The sequence below is a fragment of the Syntrophomonas erecta subsp. sporosyntropha genome, assembly GCF_055395365.1.
This window is the reverse complement of the sequence record NZ_AP042459.1, coordinates 2107140-2123086: the sequence shown is the minus strand read 5'-3', so window position 1 is coordinate 2123086 and position 15947 is coordinate 2107140. Positions and strand designations below refer to the sequence as shown.

Below are 15947 nucleotides of genomic sequence, written 5' to 3'. Positions count from 1 at the left end.
CTATCAATTTCCTGACATGAGCGCAGCTCAGGTACATGACTGGTTACTAGAGCACTATCAAATCAAATCTGGGGAGAGAACCACCAGACGATTTGTGGAACTTCTAAGAGAAGCCCATCAGATTAAAAAGCAGTCGTTACCTAGATCCTATGAAGCGGTTGATGAACTTCCAATGGGATATCAAATGCAGGTTGATTTTGGTGAAAAACACATGCGGACCCCTGAGGGTAAGTACTTAAAGTTTACTTCGAAAGTTCTCCAAGGTGCTTTAAAAGAACAGCTGGAAATGCAGAGGTAATCGGTTAGGAGGACCTTTTTCGTGTCCTTTGCCAGGGTTACAAAACTGGGCTTTGATTTTTGCCATTTTACTGCTGTATTTTTATTTTGCCATAGACAGATACCACTCAATAGCTGCCTTTATCCCCGCTCGAAGCTCCACTCGGGGTCATACCCCAACAGTTCTCTGGCTTTGGGTAACATCAGCATTACTATGCTTGATATTTCCTGACCTATCTGCCCCAAATATAGACTCAATATCTTTACCCAAAACCATAGGTATCAAAACCATACAGCTTGGTATACAGTTCCCCGTGCTCTTCATCGACGCCCTTGGTCAAAGCATAAAGAGAAAGCAATTAACCTTCCTGACCCTCTTTTTGAGGAAGTACCCGATGATCTCCATATACCGATGAGCTGGATACATACTAGCACCAATCCCGAGGATAGTTTTTAAACATGCAATGTTAGATATCTCTAACCCTATCCACATATGTAAGCATGTAAGCAGCGTTAAATTGTACGAATATTTAATAAGTTGATAAGTTGGTGTCAGGCACCGCCATTTTTAAATTTTCCCCATGATATTTAGTAGCGTCTGATAACTATCTACATCATGGTACTTGACCTTACTCGTCGAAAGTTGATTAAAAAGCCGCTTGGCACAAGCTATTTTCGCCTGTTCAATTGGGCGGAGGTTTAAGCTCTCCATTGTCCCTTTAGTCTCAGCAATGAAATAAATATGCTTCACAGTACCTTCATTAAAAACAATCGCCCAGTCCGGCGAGTAGTTACCAACCGGAGTCGGAATAGAGAAACCTTTAGGTAGTTTAGCATATACGCAAACCTCTTCTGCATCGTCCATATCTTTTGCAAACCGACGTTCTACACTCTTTTCAGCTAAACCATCGGTAAATACATAATCCTGAATATTTTTCTTGGCCCGGAAAGCTTTTGTAAAATCACCTGTACCTTTTTCGGCAGTAAAAATACTACCGTCGTATTGTTTTTCAATTTGGTCATAGGTTATATGCTCTACAATCATGGTGGCTTTTTGTTCCTTAATCAATCGTATCGCTTTGGTGATAAACTCCTCGGGATTTTGTTTAAACATCGCAAATATATGCTTTTCAATACCTGCTAAAATTGCAACGATAGTACGACGAGTAAGTGCGGTACCTTCAGCAATTTTGCCAACCAGATCGTATTTAATTTGGCTTATTTCTGCATGGTGCAGGGTTGCCGTTCTTGTCTTAACTTGATTAAAACTATCACGACGAGCAATAGCATACTCGTTCAAGTCGATAGCTTGTTTACCCGTTGTAACCGTATATTGAAGCTGAGACACAAACATCTTTTCGTTAATGTGCTTTATGGCCTTTTGAATTAACTCCTTGCTATCGAACTCAACGGTATATGCATATTGGTGGTTAATATATCCCCATAAGGTCTGAAATTCCTGTTTGTAAAAATTATCATTCAATACATTTTCTTTAATTTTTGTCCTATTACCATTTTCGATCATTTCATCCAGAATACTTTCATCAAATATACTCTGAACTAGGGTATGAACACCTGCACCAAGAGATATTAGAGATTCAGGGAGAGGGGCCAGGCAGTTGTTCTCTAAATCGGTCCGATATGCCTCCGTTACATTATCGTTGTCATCTATATAATCGTTTTTCAACAAATAACGGTAAATAGCTTTAGCCTGCATAACATCTACTACAACGGACTGCTCTCCTACCATAATGGTTTTGCCCGTAAAGTATTCCTGAGTTGCTTTAGACGGACGGTCATATAATGCTTCTTTAATACCTTTTTGCAAATCAGCAACAAAGTTCTTATAACCCTCGCTGGCAATAACAGTGAGCATATTAATAGAATGAACCGAGTCACCGCATAGTTCGCTATCCATGCGATCACCGTTCTGATTAACACAGATGCGCAAGCCGCGGCCAACCTCCTGGCGCTTGTGCGTCGGACTTATACCCCCATGTTTTAAAGTGCAAATCTGAAAAACATTAGGGTTATCCCAGCCTTCCCGCAAGGCAGAATGTGAGAAAATAAACCTTACCGGTTCCTGAAAACTGAGCAAGCGTTCCTTGTTTTTGAGAATCAAATCATAAGCAGATATGTCGTCGCTCACATCACTACCTCGTTTAGTGGTACTGTCCACTTTACGCCCATGTTTATCTATACTGAAATAGCCTGCATGGGTTGCCTGAGGCTCTATGCTTTTTAAGTACCTGCAATATGGTGTATCTTCCAGGGTAATATACTGGTTAAGAACGTTAATATATTCCTGCTCAAACATATCACCATATTCGGAATTGACCTCTTCACCTGCCTCACTGTATACACGATATTTCGCTACCTCGTCGATAAAGAAAAGTGAAAGAGTCTTGATACCTAATTCAAACAGACGTTGTTCCTTTTCAAAATGTGAAATGATAGTCTCCCGGATTTGGATCCGTCGCATATCCTTCTCGGATACATCACCAACTACTTCGCCCCTGGATAATTCATCACCGTTTGTAAAGGTAACAGTACTGCGTATGGGATCTATATCGCTGATATGATATCCTTTGTACTGTTCCATAAAATTTGAAACAGGATATAGGTCATCGTCAACACCAAGAATACGGGTTTCACGGTTAATTGATTTATTATAGCTAATTTCCAGCTCGATTCTTGCCATGGGGGGTTTCTTTGGAGAAATTATAATATTTTCCAGGAATAAGTATTTATCTGTACCGCGTAAATTTTTTAAATGAAACCCCTTAACCTCAATCTTCTTTACCAATCGCTTATTAAAGGCATCCACTGCATCTAGAACATATACCAGGTTATGATGCTGAACGTGGGTGGCAGAATAATTCAGGCAGAACAACGGATTAAATCCTTTCAGCGCCTGTTGGGTCTTATCTCCCCCCATCTTTTGTGGTTCGTCCAGAATAAGGATAGGGCGGTTGGCTTTAATAACATCAATAGGCCGGCGGCTGCCAAAATCATCTAATTTTGCATATATCCGACGGGCTTCTTTACTTCTTCCTCCCTCTTTCAGCGAAGTATTAAAAGCCTGAATATTTATAATCATGACATTGATTCCAGCACTGGAACTAAAATTGTCCAGTTCGGTAAGGTTCTTACTATTGTAAATAAAAAAACGCGCCTTCTTGCCATAATGCTCCATAAAGTGCTCCTGGGTGATCTGAAAGGATTTATACACGCCTTCACGGATTGCAATAGACGGAACCACCACAATAAATTTGCTCCAACCATAAAGTTTGTTAAGTTCAAAGATAGTCTTTATATATACATAGGTTTTGCCAGTACCAGTCTCCATTTCTACATCTAAACTACAAGCCCCTAGATGACTGACTAGACTATCAGATTGCTTAATATTATTGCGGGCTTGTATATTACGAATATTGAGCAGCAGTTGTTCAGGACTTAGAACAAGGCGAGCGTTCTCAAAGCCGATTCCGATCTCATCTTCCGGAGGCTCCGGGGCAGTAAACATGGATATTTGGGTATTTTGTGGTTTTTTTATAATACCCAAATCTCGTACATAGCTTACCCGTTCGGTAAAAGGCTGCCCTGCAAATATATTCACGACACTATTTACGGCATCAGTCTGGTATTGCTGAATTTTAAATTGGAACTTCAATCTTTCTTCACCGCCTTTATGGACTGTGTTTCTTCCTCCAGAAGCTCCAAATTGGCTTCCTGTATTTTCCTGTGCGAATCAAACAATTCATACTGCTGCTCGGCCAGCTTTTTCGCTACTTCTGCAGATACCTTTCCCGCGTTCTGCAAAACTTCTCTACCCGTAAATTTTAAAAACGCATCCAGTTTATCTTCCCAGTCCGCCATGTGCATTTCAATATGCCGCTTAGCTTGATCTTCTGCATAGTCAAGATACATTGTTACAATACGGTTAAGCCCAGAAATCTCATCTTTATTCAGATAGTTCTTGGCGATATTAATATCACCCTTCCGCACTTTTGCCCCCTTGAAAGTTATTAAACCCATGTTAGGCTTGGAGGCATCTGCACGTGCAGCAATTAGTTCTGCAGCAGTATGCCCATGTATACTGTAATGCATTTTGTTTTGGACCATTTTGAAAAAAAGCTGTGTACTGGGCAGCTTAGGGTCATAATCAACTGAGGTTTTATAAATATCTAGAATCTTTTGATAAAAGCGTTTTTCAGAAGCACGAATATCTCTAATGCGTTCAAGTAACTCGTCAAAATAATCAGCACCAAAGGGTTGCGGATTCTTCAGCCGCTCGTCATTTATGGCAAATCCTTTTTTGCTGTATTCAGTTAGAACTTTCGATGCCCAGTTACGAAAATGAATACCGATATTAGAACGGATACGATAGCCAATGGCGAGTACCATTTGGAAGTTATAATGCTTGATCTGCCTTTGAATTTGCCTGCCACCTTCATTTTGAACTATTAGGAATTCCCTAATAGTTGCTTCATCAAGCTCACCATCAGACAAAATGTTTTTTATATGTTCATTTATAGTGGGAATACGAACCTGATATAATTCTGCCAGGCTTTTTTGCGACATCCAAATCGTACCATCTTCAAAATAGACATCTATCTTGGTATCTCCTTTTTCGTTCTGGTAAATGAGGATTTTCCCCAATTCTGGTGCGCTCATCTTACAGCACCTTCCTTACTGTGGTTGGACTGTAAGTTTCAAATACCTGCTCAAAGTTGGTAGCGACGCTGTCGCTGGCTATACCACTGTCACGGAACACGGCATAATAGGGCTGTTTCTTAGCAATTTCAGTTACTACCTCGCTGGTAACATTATTATCGAAGCATGCCATCAGATAACCTTCTGCTACGTTAAATACCTTTTTACCGCCGATTATTATTTCTTCAATTTTACTGGACAGCAGTACACCTAAATCGAGCATAACCTGGAAGAGCAAATCTTCGGGAGTGCGGTCAGGCTTGATGTTGTCTTCAAGGTCAAATAGCTTACTTTGCGAATATTCAGTAGGCGTGTAGTAAACGTCCTGCATGTTGGTGCTATCTACTTTTAGCACACGGAAACCGATGTCCAATTTGCCTGAAGCCTCTGTATGTTCCTCAAGAATCTTTTTACCTGCCCGACGTATACGTTCCTTGCCGATTTCGCAAATGTTTTTATACCCGGCCTTAAATGCTTCTGATTTTTCGTCGGTTTCTTCAGGTAACTGCACCATAATGAATTTGCGATTGCCCCCATCTTCGGCATTTAATTGCATAACTGCATGAGCGGTTGTGGCGGATCCGGAGAAAAAGTCCAGAAATATTCCATCTTTTTCATCAAGTGAATCTATTAATGTTTTTAGAAGTGAGGTTGGTTTCGGATATGGAAAATAACCTTTTCCATCGAATATTTTTTCTACTTCCATGCCACCATCGCTTTTCAAACTGATAATGGAACGTAATAACATTTTACTTACATCTCTTAGATATTTTATTGAACTTGGTTGAGTATTTTCGTCTTTTGCAAACCATACCTGGCCACAGATAAAACTCCCATCATATCTTTCAATTACATGATCATAGTCTAACTGTTTGGCAAATGTTGCTTGATTCCAACGCCAACCTCTATCAGGTACTTTTGTAGATTCCCCTGTTTTGGGATGAATCACATCATATCTAGGGCCAAAAGTATCGGCGTTCGGCCAGCTCATATTGATTTTCCCCCAAGGTTCATAATCTTCATCAAGATTATTGTATAAGGTTATTCCTCTGTCATATCCTTTTTTATTATAAAGGTGTTTTAATTCAGCCTCTGCATCTGAAATAGAAGGTCGTTTCCTTTTGAAGGAATCTATTAATTCATAAATATCCTCTATTCCATCTTTTCTCATAAAAAATTGACGTTTATTATTTGCGTTTTTTACATAAACAAGTATATATTCATGTATGTTCCCAATACCTTTGTTGTCGTTTTTAGGTACTCTTTTATTCCAGGTTATACAATCAGCATAGTTACTTTTTCCAAATATTTCATTACATACTTTAATTAGGTTTTCTGATTCATTATCATCAATACTTAGAAAGATGACTCCATCATCGGTTAATAAATCCTTAGCCAATTTGATTCTCGGATATATCATATTTAACCAGTCAGTATGAAACCGGCCATTACTCTCGGTATTCTGTACCAGCCTATTGCCTTCTTCATCATACTGTCCGCTGTTAGCCAGATATTCATTAGTATCCTGTGCAAAGTCATCCTCATAAACAAAATCATTTCCGGTGTTATAGGGTGGATCTATGTAAATCATTTTTACTTTACCGAGGTAAGTTTCCTGTAATAATTTAAGCACATCCAAATTGTCTCCCTCTATATAGAGGTTTTCAGTGTTGTCAAAGTCCACGCTTTCCTCCCGGCAGGGGCGTAGAGTTTTAGCAATAGGGGCATTAGCCAGTAGTATCGATTTTTTCTTATCTGGCCAGGTAAATTGATAGCGTTCCTCCGGGCCTTCTACCACCACATTGGAAAGCTCCTGGCGCAGTACATCAAAGTCAATTGCGGATTCGACGATGGCAGTACCATCTTTCTTATAACCCCTAATGACTTCAGTCAGTGCATTGGGGAACAGTGCGCCAATTTTTTTTATATTCTCATCTACTTTATTTACCGAGTGCATTTTTAATTTATCCATATTTATTCTCCTTTTTCTTCAGCTAATGTTTTCTTTAAATTCTGAAGCTGGGTATATAATTCAAATCTCTTTTTAGGTTGTTTTTCGATACGAGAAAGCCGCTCTAATTTTGCTATTTTCTTTTGCAGCCTCAGAATTGTATCCTGTTTTTTTAGCTTTTCAGAAATGGATAGACTATCACAAGTAGACCCTAAATCTTCTTGGAGGCCAATCTGTTCAATAAATCCTTCCCAGATATCGTCAAGCTTAAGACCTCTAACATTTAGCTCAAGGTCTGCAAGGGGCCCCCATTTTGTCGTGTAAAGCTTGTTGTAATACAAGGCCAATTGCCCCTGGTCTCTAAATTTTATTAAAAATAACAGTTTATGTGCATTTTGCCGGGCTATATTCTCTATAATTCGATAGTCCATTTCCGGTTTTTTCAGTTCAATGGAGAGCACAAGAATTTCGGATATCTCCCCATCTTTTTCAATATTTAAAGTGTCTGGTGCCAGCTTGTACTCCATGACAATACGTTTGATATCGGATACGAATTTTTCTCGTACTTCACGACTCAGTGTCAATCGTTTATAAAATGCTTCTTTCGGCATGATGCGCCCAACAACAGCCTTGTTTGGGAAAATCAGCATCTTATCACCACCATAAAGCAGATCAGTTCAAAATCATCAAGACCTGAAATGTTACCGGTCAGGAAAGTCGTTTGCCCATCACCGAAAAAGCTGTCCAGATCACTTCCTTCTTTTACAGTTATTATTGATGAAATGGCACTTTGGAGTAAACCAGATACACGATCCATTTTTTTGCCATCATTAGTAGCATGATTAAAGATATGACAAGCATCCATATCAGGTGTATTTTTACCACGCGAAAGGCGGCGCATAATATCTAGTATGGCCTTAGGCTCCAGATGATTGCAAACGACCTCACCATCATCACCAATATATACCATATAAAATGGATGGAGACGGTTTTGATTTTTAGTGTCGACTGCTTGGTTTACATTTTTCAATACAAAAATCACCCCGGGCTTTTCACCGCGCACTACTGCATGGATACCAAATGGAGTCTGATCCAAGTTCGGATGTTCCTTTATGTATGCCAGCAAGTCCATACGGAATTCACTTAAGCCCAAATCCATAATAGAGATACCAGTAGTCATTTCTTCTAGGTCAATCACTTCATTCTGCAGCTTTTCCAATTGCTGACGGCGATAGGACAGATCACCGTTTTCATCATGATTTATATAGTCATCATCACCTGTAGATGTCATAATAGAAATCCGCATTCTCGCTTCTACACGGCTTTTTAGATTTATATAGTCATCCAGTTCTAAATCAGGCCAGAAGTTCACCAGTTGTATCACTGAATTTTTACTCCCGATGCGGTCGATACGACCAAAGCGCTGGATAATTCGCACCGGATTCCAGTGAATACCATAGTTAATGCAATAATCGCAGTCCTGAAGATTCTGACCTTCGGAAATACAGTCGGTAGCAATCAGGACATCAATTTTGTGATGATTATTGGGCATTACTAGGGATTTCTCTTTGGAAAGAGGAGAAAAACAGGTCAAAATTGTATTCATATCAATTGGGAATTTCGGAATTGTCGTTCGTCCGTCAATTGACCCGGTTATTAAAGCGCTGTTTAAGCCAAATTTAGCTTTTACAAACGCACTCACATTTTTATATAAATACTCTGCTGTATCAGAGAAGGCTGTAAATATAAGAGCTTTTTTATTTTCAGGGTTAATAGGATTGGTAATTTTATTTTCTATAACATTTAAAAGCTTATTTAGCTTATAATCGTATTCTGGCGTAATATCTTCGATCATCAGAATTAGTAATTCAAGAACTTCCAGATCAGCGGACAAATCACGCTGCCATGAAAGGTAGTCCATATCACATAAATCAATCGTGAATTTTTTACCTACATTAAAAATATCCATGTTCTGATCATCTAGATCAAGGTCACCAAAATCGTTTACATCTTGCACGGCAACATTGGTATCAGACCGAAAGTCTTCAATGAGTTCCAGGGTTTCATAGATCTGGTTAAACATACGCCTTACAGTCAATATAGTTTGTTCCAGATTAAACTCGTTTGGAAACCGGTTGCTTCATTAGGTAGGACATCTTCGGAAATATCCTCAAGAAACTCGCTAAAAATATTGTTGAGTGTCATAAAATAAATAAGTTCAGCAGGATTTTCCTGATAAACAGCAGATATATATTCGACGACTTCATCCGTAACATCCTGAAGTCGATCCTCATCATTCCATATGCTATCGAACAGGCGAAAATATTCACTACTAAATGGAGCCTCAAATTTATTTACCATATCATGGATATTATTGCCGCATTCGCAACCAATATCAACGGTTGTGAATCCGTTTAAAGGCATATAGGTTAACTGTTGATCAGTTGTTTGAATATTAAGGAATCCCCCCATGCTATCCTGGGTGGCGTTTGATTTAAAGATAACCTTCTTACGAATCCAATCTGCACATTCCCGGGCAATTGCTTTTTGCGTCAGTTCATTCCTTAACTTTACCTCAAATTTAGTACCATAAAGGCTTCTTTCCCTATGTAATCGCGGAATATAAAATTCACGTTTTTCCTTAGGAAACTTTTCAGTGACAAATGTGGGCGAGGTAAAAATAAAACGTAAAGAATCAATATTATTTAACTGACGCTTCAACTCCCTGTAGGCATAAATAGAAAAACAGGCGGCCGCAATAGAAATACGGCTTCCCGGCGTAAGTACCCGTTCTAAATCATCTTTTACGATTTTTGTTACGTTATTAAATAATTCCACATGCTCCCCCCATAATCCCAGGCAGAATAATTCCATAACACCGTATAATTGCAATTATGTCTACAATTTTCACGATATCCGAAATGTCATTTCAAGACCTTGAAGATTTGACTAAACATATTGACTGCCAAATTTTTATCTTTACTAAGTTTGGTAAACTAATGGCAGCTCATACTCCTGTCTATATATGTCTTTTGTCTTTATGTCATGGTCTATAATATTCTTGAAATTAATAGTCATGAGCGTCATCTAATCCTAAGACAATTTTAGCATATTTTGACATAGAACTAGGAAGCTCCTCATAGTATCGCCAAAGATACCGGGCATGATTTTAGAACCGTACGCAGTTATGTAGCTGCCTGATCCGTGGCAAGAATACCTGGCAGATCTGGACTGTTTATAGTCTCTTAATATCGTGCCATAAACAGTAGGGCGTATTTTATCGTTACTGAAAGTAGATACCAAAAATTATTACACTAACCAAATAATATTACTACCGCATGGGATTCGCGACTGTGTTTTAAGTGTGAAAAGCGCTTACGATGTTAATCGTAAATGTCCGCAGAAACAAAAAAATTCCCAGGTTATTCATAGTGAAAACCTGAGAATTTTTAATTCTTAGATGGTGCCCGAGGCCGGGGTCGAACCGGCACGAAGTTTAACCTTCGCGGGATTTTAAGTCCCGTGCGTCTGCCTATTCCGCCACCCGGGCATAATTGCTTTGCGCAGAATATAGTTTATCACGGTAAAAGGCATTTTGCAAGATAGGATTTGCAATTAAGACAATTTAATTGACACCAGTGATAAAATCCTTAAAAGATCATAAAAGCCCTTATTAAAAGGGCTTAGTTTACTTAGTATGGAGGGCGGGACCGGATTCGAACCGGTGAATGGTGATTTTGCAGACCACAGCGTTAGCCACTTCGCCACCCGCCCAATTGCGCTCAGCGCAGGTTCAATTATATCAACTTTGCCCTTTTATTGCAACTATTCAAAAGTGATCTTAAGAGCAAAATAAAAGCGTTACCCTAGTAACGCTGTATTTACATGGAGCGGAAGACGAGATTCGAACTCGCGACCCTCGCCTTGGCAAGGCGATGCTCTACCACTGAGCCACTTCCGCTTAAGTTAGTTAATGGTGCCTCGGGGCGGAATCGAACCACCGACACGAGGATTTTCAGTCCTCTGCTCTACCGACTGAGCTACCGAGGCTTAATGGCGAAGCCGATGGGATTTGAACCCACGATCTCCGGCGTGACAGGCCGGCATGTTAACCGCTACACCACGGCTCCGCAACGATGTTTATTATAGCATCCGGTTCTTTATTAGTCAACCTTTCTTAAAGGTTTTTACTGCGAGTACTAACAGTACCGGAGCGCTTATTTATAATACACTAATTTTGAACAGATTTCAACAAATAATTATCCCCTAGACAAGAAATACTACTCACAAGGAGGTGCAGTTTATGCCTTTAAATAATCGGATAGGCCGTCCCATTGAAGAAGACCCGATAACAGCCATGGCCAAAGGAAAAACAAAAGGCAGCTTTGCTAATGCACTATTTGGAGCCACTGATGATTTTTTCTATGAATTTGGAGTCATCGGTCCCCCTAAACGGCAGCCAAAATCAACCGAAAAAGATGAACAGCCTTAATTAAAATACCTGTGTATTTTAATTAAGGCTAAAACAAGGGTTTAATGAAATTTCCCCTTACCGTACCCTTTAGATGCCCCTTAAAAAAGTTATCCCTACTCCTGGAGCGCAGTGTTAACACTGCCTTGGCACCATACCAGTGCTGTATTAACGCTGCCTGGCATCTCTCATCTGTGAGGCATAGCGGGCAGCGTTTAATCCTGCTACCTGCCCTTCTCCAACCGACTTGGCTACCTGATATGGGGCTCCAGTACAGTCTCCCGCAGCATAGACGCCCGGTAGATTCGTTTCCTGAGCACGGTTCACCTTGATATGGTTTTTATCCAGTTCTAAGCCAGGTATCAATCGATCAGGAGCCGTTTCTCCTCCCAGGATAAATATTCCCTCAACTTCAATAACCCGGCCATCCTTAAGTTCTAGTCCATCAACAAAATCTTCTCCCACCACATGAGAAGGTTTTCCATCAATAACTGTAATGCGGGGATCAAGAGCGAATTCCTTTTCATAGAGAGGCAGGTAATATACCTGCTTACAGATCTCGGCCATGAAGTTAGCTTCATGTTCACCCTCATCACTATAGGCAATAATCAACACATCCCTATCCCGGTAAATAGGCCCATCACAGGTAGCACAGTAACCTAAGCCTTTCCCTAAGAATTCTTCCTCCTGGGGCAGGGTAGGTTTATAAGGTATCCCAGTAGCTATAATGATGGTACGAGTACGGATGATTTCATTATCACACAGAATATTATAAATACCTTCATCATCCTGGTTAATCATCTCCGCCTTGGTGGAGGTTATTTCCAGGTCCATGCTTTTAGCATGGTGCATGAACCGGTCCAAAAGTTCCTCCCCGGCAATTCCGGGGAATCCCAGGTAATTATCAATCTTTTGTGCTTTATGTAAAGGAGGACTGCATATTTCAGCACCGATTACTACTACCTTTTTGTTCCTGATATTAGCGTTAATAGCTGCCGAAAGTCCTGCTGGCCCGCAACCCAGGATAGCCAGGTCATATAGATCATATTTCATGGATAACATCTCCTTAATTGTAATAGATATATTCCTTCGCCCAAAATTCAGCGAAATTAATCCAGTGCTTTGGGGAGAAAATTCAACTTGCCTCCCTACTTATCCCCGCTATTCTCTATTAGTATCCCCATTTTTCAGTTTACCGGACCTCGGTTCAAAAACCTTAATATCCTACCGATTTTATAACTTTGAATTTACTCAGAAAATTTATCCAGGGATGCCACCCTTCATATTATAGAGTGGATGATAATTTGGTTTAAGATCTATTACCACATTATATTAGCAAAGGTTTACCGGCTTTCAAAACATGTTTTAATAAAAATATCATATTCCATCATAGGCCCTTAGTTAGGTTCATAAAGATTCTTTTTTATCTACCGGGGAAAACGGGTAGCTCACCATAGACCGCCTAATTCACCCCTTAGCAACCATGTCAGCCCATCATGAATCCATATTATAAAATATAAGCCCGGGAATAGTTTTTGACAGCTGACTTGAATTAATACCAGACAGGGGAAACAGCTGACCAAGTTTAGTGTTTAAATACCTACTTTAATATTATCGATCTTCCCCCTGCTACCATTTATTTTTACTAATTAATCTTCTCTAAACGGGCCAGCCATTTACTGTGTCTTCGAGCTACATATTCCTTATCAATTTTCCCGGTAAACATGCTGGCCACCAGGGGGCGATTATCTTTAATGAGAAAGGCCAGCAGGTGTATAATAATAGATATTAAAAGGATAACGGTAAATATATTGTGTATTTGGGCGGTCCAAAAGGCTGCCTGGGCTGATAAATTCACCCCGGGTAAATTTTTATAAACTTTAATCAAACCGGTAATAATAAGAATCGCAACTGATCCGGCTGTAACTGCAAAAGCTAGTCTTTGTTCAGCTAGGTATTTATCATTTTCCGGTTCCTCGGCTAAGCCTACCATAGACGCAAAAATCTGAATAGATTCCTTAAAATCTCCCCTCCTTGGCAGGATATCAGTACTCCGGGAGCCAATCAGATAGGCCAAAAAATAAAAACTTACAAAAACCAAAATAATGGCTGCTATATAGTGAATGTTTACCGTAATTAAAAAGTCACTGGACCATTCTAAACCAGCTATCTTATCAACATTATAACGCCTGTAGACGGGCATCTGCCCAAATCCCGTAAAGATCAACGTAAATATGGACAAAGCTGTTACCCAATGGATAAACCGTATGACCCGGTTATGCCTTAGTATTTTCATCAGCTTCCTCCCCCTTCATAGTCCGGTAAACACTTAAACCTGCTGCCATCAAGCCCGCTACCGGGGCAATAACAAAGGCTTTTGCCAGATTACCTGGTTCATCCAACGGATTTTCTACTCCTACCGGCATAGCTGGCCGACCAGGTTTACCATCTACTTCTTGTTCCCGAATGGCTTCATCTATTGCTTCAAAAGGCACTTTGGAGAGATAGAAAGTAGAGGTTCCTCCATTTTCTTTATCTCCGTAAATATAACCCTGGTTCTTTTTAGCCCACTCACCAGCATAACTGCGCATTTCTTCTTTGGGACCAAAATGGATAGCCTGGTTAGGACATGCTTTAGTACAAGCCGGCGGCTTCCCTTCCCTGATTAGATCAATACACATATCACACTTATACATAACCCCGCCCCCAGCATATTTAGGGGCAACTTCCCGGTACAAACCTACCCCCGCCTGGCGCTGGGGAATCTCCCAGGGACATACATCCCGGCACTTGGCCCCGCCAAAACAGGCCTCCGTATCAATAACCACGGCTCCCTCCGGAGTTTGATTATTGACACCAAAAGGACATAGACCTGAGCAGGGAGCATTATCACAGTGCATGCACCGCCGGGGAACGTGTATTTTTATTTTTTGCCCCTTATGTTCTACCTCCAGGTGCTGAACATAAGTCCAGTTATAGGGTGTAAGCCGGTTAGTAACCCCTTTCTTATCTGACCAATCTTCATGTTTCTTTTGCGGCCAGTAGTCCAAAATAGGCTTTTCCGGTTCCGGAAACCGTGCCTGGTTTTTGGTCCGGCAAGCTGATACACAACGAGGTGTATCCCGATCCGGGCACCCATCACATCTGGTCAAATCTATTACAGTAGCATATTCTACAGTCGTTGCCATTCCTGCCATAGCTTTACTGGTGCCACTCAATACTGTAGCTGCTGCTACACCGGAAGCCGCTGCTCTTTGAATAAATGCTCTTCTGGTGATCGCCATTTGCCTTACCTCCCCAATTTCATTGCCCATACCCCCTAGGGGTATATTTATATAATAGGCACCTATTCCTATTTTGTCAATAAGTCACTGCAAATTTTTTATCTATTTATTTATGGACCGGGCAAGATAATAATATTGTTGACCAGAGATTATAACTACCAGCCAACCATAATAAGACAGTTAGCCAGTGTCGGAAAGAGAGTGATAATAATGGTGATTACCAGTATTAATAGGATTAAGCGGGTTTTTTTTGAAAGAGAGGCTTTAGAATATCCTATCGGTAGGCAAATGCATAAACAATTTAAAGGCCAAGGAATTGAAGTGAGTTTTTTACAGTCACACAACCGGGTGACTGGTATCCCAGGTAAAAACCCCCGGGAAGCTTTTTTTCAGGGTAAAAGCACTCTAGTGGTAGGGGTACGCAAAACCCTGGACTTTGCAACCTGTAAACCATCTGCCCATTACCAGTTGCCTTTGGTTACCGGCTGCCAAGGTATTTGTGAATACTGCTATCTTAATACCCAGCTGGGTAAAAAACCTTATACCCGTATATATGTAAATGTAGATGAAATTTTATTACAGGCACAAAAATACATCGATAACCGTAAACCGGATATAACCCTATTCGAAGCTGCGGCAACTTCTGATCCAATAGCAGTAGAGCCTTACAGTGGTTCACTGGCCCGGGCCATTGATTTTTTTGCCGCCCAGGAATATGGGAAACTTCGTTTTGTGACTAAGTTCCCTTATATTGATAGCCTGCTTAATTTAGATCACCAGGGTCATACCCGTATCCGCTTTAGTATTAATACTCCCTCGGTAATTAGCCGTTATGAACACCGAACTCCGAACTTATCCCAACGTTTAGACGCCTTATCTCAGGTGATTCAGCATGGATACCCCGGAGGAGTAATTATCGCACCCATAATATTAGATCCTGGCTGGGAGGAGGATTATTTAGAACTTTTAACTAAATTACGCCAGGAAATCCATTACTCCTGCGATTTAGACTTTCACTTTGAAATCATTTCCCATCGTTTTACCAGCCGGGCACGCACTAATATTATACAGGTATTTCCTGAGACAAATCTCCCCATGGACGAAGGAACTGACCGCAGGTTTAAATACGGTCAGTTTGGCTATGGTAAATATGTTTATACTAATGAAAAACTCCAGATAATGAAGAATTTTTTCTCTGCTGAGCTGGACAAACTTTTTCCGGGGGCTCCGGTAGATTATATTATTTAGG

At 40.4% G+C, this 15947-nt stretch carries 13 protein-coding genes and 5 tRNA genes; 3 read left to right on the top strand and 15 right to left on the bottom strand.

Going from position 1 to position 15947, the window contains the following annotated elements; genetic code table 11:
• Positions 1-16 precede the first annotated feature (16 nt).
• A complete protein-coding gene (locus ACZ5Q0_RS10340) occupies positions 17-298 on the top strand; it encodes a hypothetical protein (protein ID WP_446818059.1) in 282 nt (93 codons plus the stop codon).
• A gap of 147 nt (positions 299-445) precedes the next feature.
• On the opposite strand, the gene ACZ5Q0_RS10335 is transcribed toward ACZ5Q0_RS10340, so the two are convergent.
• The 12 genes from ACZ5Q0_RS10335 to ACZ5Q0_RS10280 all read right to left on the bottom strand — a co-directional run bounded on the left by ACZ5Q0_RS10335 (position 446) and on the right by ACZ5Q0_RS10280 (position 11073).
• Positions 446-568 carry a hypothetical protein gene (locus ACZ5Q0_RS10335; protein ID WP_464827134.1) on the bottom strand — a complete coding sequence of 41 codons (123 nt, stop codon included), beginning with the start codon at positions 566-568 and terminating at the stop codon, positions 446-448.
• A gap of 276 nt (positions 569-844) precedes the next feature.
• Positions 845-3949: a type III restriction-modification system endonuclease gene (locus ACZ5Q0_RS10330; RefSeq protein WP_446818060.1), complete on the bottom strand. Its 3105-nt coding sequence runs from the start codon at positions 3947-3949 to the stop codon at positions 845-847.
• A complete protein-coding gene (locus ACZ5Q0_RS10325) occupies positions 3946-4953 on the bottom strand; it encodes a virulence RhuM family protein (RefSeq protein ID WP_446818062.1) in 1008 nt (335 codons plus the stop codon). The genes ACZ5Q0_RS10330 and ACZ5Q0_RS10325 overlap by 4 nt, the downstream gene beginning before the upstream one ends.
• Before the next feature lies 1 nt (position 4954).
• Positions 4955-6964 (bottom strand): site-specific DNA-methyltransferase, encoded by a 2010-nt coding sequence (locus tag ACZ5Q0_RS10320; protein WP_446818063.1) that lies wholly within the window; start codon positions 6962-6964, stop codon positions 4955-4957.
• Between the two features lie 2 nt (positions 6965-6966).
• On the bottom strand, positions 6967-7593 hold the full coding sequence (locus tag ACZ5Q0_RS10315) for a DUF4391 domain-containing protein (protein ID WP_446818064.1): 627 nt from the start codon (positions 7591-7593) through the stop codon (positions 6967-6969).
• Entirely contained in the window at positions 7587-9026 is a 1440-nt protein-coding gene (locus ACZ5Q0_RS10310) for a C-terminal helicase domain-containing protein (RefSeq protein WP_447182521.1), read from the bottom strand. Before ACZ5Q0_RS10310 ends, ACZ5Q0_RS10315 begins: the two co-directional genes overlap by 7 nt.
• A gap of 11 nt (positions 9027-9037) precedes the next feature.
• Positions 9038-9781: a phospholipase D-like domain-containing protein gene (locus tag ACZ5Q0_RS10305; protein WP_447182520.1), complete on the bottom strand. Its 744-nt coding sequence runs from the start codon at positions 9779-9781 to the stop codon at positions 9038-9040.
• A 623-nt stretch (positions 9782-10404) separates the two neighbouring features.
• Positions 10405-10493 (bottom strand) — tRNA-Leu (locus ACZ5Q0_RS10300).
• A 148-nt stretch (positions 10494-10641) separates the two neighbouring features.
• A tRNA-Cys gene (locus ACZ5Q0_RS10295) sits at positions 10642-10717 on the bottom strand.
• 112 nt (positions 10718-10829) lie between these two features.
• Positions 10830-10904 (bottom strand) — tRNA-Gly (locus ACZ5Q0_RS10290).
• Positions 10905-10917: 13 nt separating this feature from the next.
• Positions 10918-10993: transfer RNA gene (locus tag ACZ5Q0_RS10285), tRNA-Phe, on the bottom strand.
• 4 nt (positions 10994-10997) lie between these two features.
• Positions 10998-11073, bottom strand: a tRNA-Asp gene (locus tag ACZ5Q0_RS10280).
• A gap of 173 nt (positions 11074-11246) precedes the next feature.
• Between ACZ5Q0_RS10280 and ACZ5Q0_RS10275 the strand changes: the two genes are divergently transcribed.
• Positions 11247-11435, top strand: a complete 189-nt coding sequence (locus ACZ5Q0_RS10275; protein ID WP_446818067.1) for a hypothetical protein — start codon at positions 11247-11249, stop codon at positions 11433-11435.
• Positions 11436-11582: 147 nt separating this feature from the next.
• Here the strand turns inward: ACZ5Q0_RS10275 and ACZ5Q0_RS10270 are convergent, their stop codons facing one another.
• The 3 genes from ACZ5Q0_RS10270 to ACZ5Q0_RS10260 all read right to left on the bottom strand — a co-directional run bounded on the left by ACZ5Q0_RS10270 (position 11583) and on the right by ACZ5Q0_RS10260 (position 14698).
• The gene (locus ACZ5Q0_RS10270) at positions 11583-12467 is read right to left on the bottom strand and encodes an NAD(P)/FAD-dependent oxidoreductase (protein ID WP_447182519.1); all 885 of its coding nucleotides are present in this window, start codon (positions 12465-12467) and stop codon (positions 11583-11585) included.
• A gap of 592 nt (positions 12468-13059) precedes the next feature.
• A complete protein-coding gene (locus ACZ5Q0_RS10265; protein ID WP_447182518.1) occupies positions 13060-13710 on the bottom strand; it encodes a cytochrome b/b6 domain-containing protein in 651 nt (216 codons plus the stop codon).
• Entirely contained in the window at positions 13691-14698 is a 1008-nt protein-coding gene (locus ACZ5Q0_RS10260) for a 4Fe-4S dicluster domain-containing protein (protein WP_447182517.1), read from the bottom strand. The genes ACZ5Q0_RS10265 and ACZ5Q0_RS10260 overlap by 20 nt, the downstream gene beginning before the upstream one ends.
• A gap of 138 nt (positions 14699-14836) precedes the next feature.
• Here ACZ5Q0_RS10260 and splB point away from each other — a divergent pair, with 138 nt between their 5' ends.
• A complete protein-coding gene (gene splB / locus ACZ5Q0_RS10255) occupies positions 14837-15946 on the top strand; it encodes a spore photoproduct lyase (protein ID WP_447182516.1) in 1110 nt (369 codons plus the stop codon).
• Position 15947 lies beyond the last annotated feature (1 nt).

Excerpts from the sequence above, each read along its gene's own strand:
- ACZ5Q0_RS10340 (WP_446818059.1), top strand. The coding sequence starts at position 17 with ATGAGCGCAGCTCAGGTACATGACTGGTTACTAGAGCACTATCAAATC.
- ACZ5Q0_RS10335 (WP_464827134.1), bottom strand. The coding sequence starts at position 568 with ATGGTTTTGATACCTATGGTTTTGGGTAAAGATATTGAGTCTATATTT.
- ACZ5Q0_RS10325 (WP_446818062.1), bottom strand. The coding sequence starts at position 4,953 with ATGAGCGCACCAGAATTGGGGAAAATCCTCATTTACCAGAACGAAAAA.
- ACZ5Q0_RS10320 (WP_446818063.1), bottom strand. The coding sequence starts at position 6,964 with ATGGATAAATTAAAAATGCACTCGGTAAATAAAGTAGATGAGAATATA.
- ACZ5Q0_RS10315 (WP_446818064.1), bottom strand. The coding sequence starts at position 7,593 with ATGCTGATTTTCCCAAACAAGGCTGTTGTTGGGCGCATCATGCCGAAA.
- ACZ5Q0_RS10310 (WP_447182521.1), bottom strand. The coding sequence starts at position 9,026 with ATGTTTAACCAGATCTATGAAACCCTGGAACTCATTGAAGACTTTCGG.
- ACZ5Q0_RS10275 (WP_446818067.1), top strand. The coding sequence starts at position 11,247 with ATGCCTTTAAATAATCGGATAGGCCGTCCCATTGAAGAAGACCCGATA.
- ACZ5Q0_RS10270 (WP_447182519.1), bottom strand. The coding sequence starts at position 12,467 with ATGAAATATGATCTATATGACCTGGCTATCCTGGGTTGCGGGCCAGCA.
- ACZ5Q0_RS10265 (WP_447182518.1), bottom strand. The coding sequence starts at position 13,710 with ATGAAAATACTAAGGCATAACCGGGTCATACGGTTTATCCATTGGGTA.
- ACZ5Q0_RS10260 (WP_447182517.1), bottom strand. The coding sequence starts at position 14,698 with ATGGCGATCACCAGAAGAGCATTTATTCAAAGAGCAGCGGCTTCCGGT.